The sequence below is a fragment of the Frankia sp. CgKIO3 genome, from assembly GCF_977946435.1.
In genome coordinates, this window is record NZ_CDWTMO010000257.1 from 1,126 (window position 1) to 4,079 (window position 2,954).

General features: G+C 63.2%; 5 protein-coding genes. 2 read left to right on the plus strand and 3 right to left on the minus strand.

Annotation, left to right across the window (positions count from 1 at the left end):
• The 3 genes from AC08OJ_RS19135 to AC08OJ_RS19145 all read right to left on the minus strand — a co-directional run.
• Positions 1-355 (minus strand): IS3 family transposase (locus AC08OJ_RS19135; protein ID WP_476596460.1); only part of this gene is annotated, 355 nt, incomplete at its 3' end.
• Positions 352-642 carry a transposase gene (locus AC08OJ_RS19140; RefSeq protein WP_476594646.1) on the minus strand — a complete coding sequence of 97 codons (291 nt, stop codon included), beginning with the start codon at positions 640-642 and terminating at the stop codon, positions 352-354. The genes AC08OJ_RS19140 and AC08OJ_RS19135, both read right to left, overlap by 4 nt.
• Positions 643-684: 42 nt before the next feature.
• A complete protein-coding gene (locus tag AC08OJ_RS19145; RefSeq protein WP_462188548.1) occupies positions 685-945 on the minus strand; it encodes a hypothetical protein in 261 nt (86 codons plus the stop codon).
• Positions 946-1,223: 278 nt separating this feature from the next.
• Here AC08OJ_RS19145 and AC08OJ_RS19150 point away from each other — a divergent pair, with 278 nt between their 5' ends.
• Both AC08OJ_RS19150 and AC08OJ_RS19155 read left to right on the plus strand, forming a co-directional pair.
• Positions 1,224-1,457, plus strand: coding sequence for a type II toxin-antitoxin system Phd/YefM family antitoxin (locus tag AC08OJ_RS19150; protein ID WP_462188549.1), 234 nt, complete (start codon positions 1,224-1,226; stop codon positions 1,455-1,457).
• A complete protein-coding gene (locus AC08OJ_RS19155) occupies positions 1,454-1,879 on the plus strand; it encodes a PIN domain-containing protein (RefSeq protein ID WP_476594645.1) in 426 nt (141 codons plus the stop codon). The genes AC08OJ_RS19150 and AC08OJ_RS19155 overlap by 4 nt, the downstream gene beginning before the upstream one ends.
• The last annotated feature ends 1,075 nt before the right edge of the window (positions 1,880-2,954 follow it).

A 2,954-nucleotide genomic window follows, 5' to 3' on the forward strand; every position in this document is an offset into this window, starting at 1 on the left:
CGGCCTGGACGGTCGTGATGTGCCTGCGGGGCCGCGGGTGCACGCTGACCAGGCCCAGCTGGGCCATGAGCCGCTGGACTCGCTTGTAGGCGACCCGGACGCCCTGGCGGCGGAGGTCGGCGAAGATCCGCCGCACGCCGTACCGGCCGTGGTGCGCGTCGAAAATCGCCCGGATCTTCGTGGACAAGGTGATGTCGTCCCGCTCGCGTTTCGACGGTCCGCGGTTCTTCCAGGCGTAGTAGCCGGCGCGGGAGACGCCGAGTTTCCGGCACAGGTAGTCGACGGGGAACGTGTTCACACCGTCGGCGGGAGCAGGCTTCTTCGGGGCGTGGGCCGAGATGAACTCGAACCTCACTTCTGGTCGCTCGCGAAGAAGCTCGCGACTTTTTTTAAGAAAGAGCTGTCCATCTGCAGCTGTGCGTTCTTCTTCCGGAGCTCCTCGAGCTCGGCGCGCTCGGACACCGATAGCGGTCGCTCCCTGCCCTCGTCGGAATCCTTTGCTTTCTTCACCCAGTACCCCAAGCTCGTCTCGTTGATCCCAAGGCTCTTCGCCACCTCGGCGATCGTACGGTCCAAACCAAGGACGAGAGCGACCGCCTCGTCCTTGTACTCCTGGGTGAACTTCCTCCGCGTCGATCCCATCCCTGGATCTTCCTGGTAGTCAGTGGACTTTACGTCGACTGTCTACGAGATTGGGATCGCTTCATAGATCGCGCCGCTTCGCTTGCGGACATGCGTCAGTCCGTCCCCGGGCTTCACGAGTCCGGCGTTCACAAGCTTTGCGAGATTGCCAGGCGGACGGGCCGCGCCCGGCTCTTCGGCCACCGCTGGAGCGGAGAGCCCCAAGACGCGACGGAGGACATAATTCGGGGTGTCGACGAAGGGCGCAGCCTGATCCTGCAGGCACTTGAAGACCTCGTCGTCGATCTCGATCCGCGGGACCATGCCTGATTCCACCCTTTAAGCACGGTACCACTTGAAGCCTGTGAGATCTGGAGTGAAAAAGTCAAGGGGCGACTGCTCAGATCGACCTTGCCGGCGGCGAGGGTTCATCCTGGATGCTCACCAGGTCTGGTGAGCAAGCCGGTCGCCCGGCCGCGCGGCAGGGTCACGCGACCCTGGTCACATCGAAGGGCGCGAGCTGGCTTCAGCGGTTGGCCGCGCGAACGACGTTCGGCGCATATTGTAGGTACGTACCTACCAGAGGGGTGATTGTGGTGACCATGGTCTCATCGCGAGAGTTCAACCGTGACGTGAGCGCGGTCAAGCGGGCTGCCGCCAGCGGTCCGGTGATCATTACGGATCACGGTCGGCCGTCACACGTCCTGCTGTCGTTCGCCGACTACCAGCGGCTCACCGGAACCGCGGGCAGCCTGGGAGACGCGTTCGTTCTGGAGGAGGAGATCGACTTCGAGCCCCTACAGCCGTGGGACTCGCTGCGCGAGGTCGACCTGTGAGCTTCCTACTCGACACCAATGTCATCTCCGAGCTCCGTAAGCCCGCGAAACGCCGCGAGGACCGCTTCAACGGCTGGGCCGCGGCCCTGTCACCATCGGATACCTTCCTCTCCGTCATCACCCTGCTAGAGCTGCGGGCTGGCATTGAGAACAAGCGACGGCACGATGCCCGACAGGCGGCCGTCCTGGACTCATGGCTCGATCAGAACGTGCTCCCGGCATACGCAGGCCGGCTGCTCGACGTCGATCAGGTCGTCGCCGGCTCGGCGGCGCGACTTCACGTGCCCGACCGGCGCCCAGCCCACGACGCGCTCATCGCCGCCACGGCCCAGGTGCACAGCCTCACGCTCGTCACCCGCAACGAGGCCGACTTCGCCGCCATGGGCGTCCCACTCGTCAACCCTTGGACCTCCCAGCTGTAAGCAGATCCCGAAGCTGGGCGGCACAGAACCTCTGGCGGTAGGACCGGGCACACTCATGTCTTCGGCAGCGTGATCGGTCGCAACGGCACCACCTGAGGACCCTCTAACGGACCACGACCGAGGTGTCCTCCATAACGGCCCGAATCCGCGACATGAGACTTCGCACTTCTGGGATCATCGTGGTACCTGGATCTGATAGGACGTGGTTCCCCTGACCTGGAGGCGCAGAAGTGTCCGAAACCGCCAGATGTCCGGAAAAGTTGTTCTATCCCATAGATGATGTTCCGGTAGGCGCGGTCACCGCGCATCACCCCCGGTCAGGGCACGTGTCGTGACCGGACGGACAGTGATTTTAGGGCCAGCGACCAAGATCAAACGGTTTGGATGCCGGTACACAAGGTCCACCACGCTCCGTAGTCAGTCTCTAGCCTAGCCAAATAGGTTATATCCATCAGTTGGGTTAGTCTGCAGCGCTCCGTAGGTGCAGGTCAGGTGCAGGTCAGCGGGCTTGGGAAGCCGGTTCGTACAATGCCGGGCTTCCCGATCTCACCGGCTCCAACGGTGACTGCCGGTTCCGAGCTCGGGTCGCCTGGCGTCGGTGCTTGTCGCCCGAGTGTCTGTCTGCCGGGCGCCGAACAGGCGGGCGAAGTTTGGCAGTCTCGCGAGTTCATACCGGATCTTGTCTCAAAGATCTTGACGGGTTTCCGCTGGCCTTGCCGGATTTCGTGGTCGTGCGACCGCGGAACCTGACACACTAGGTCGGCGGCGGGGTCTCCCGGGGCTGGGGAAGTGACTTCAACAATCCCGACCCTGCCGGGTGGTCCCGTTGCTTGTGCGTGCACCCCATTTCCCGTCACGGTCCGTCATCCTGACCGGGCGCAGCCCACCACCAGCCTTGACTATCACCCCTGCGCTCTGACCTGCGATTATGATTTCTCCCCAGCCCTGAGCTCCTCCTCGGAGCAGCCTTCAACCCCCTTGACTCCAAGAGCACTCGACGCCGCGCCTCAGAAAAGCGACAACGATCCATGATCACCATCCTTACCAGGAGACAGGTCGAGACGCGATGAATGGT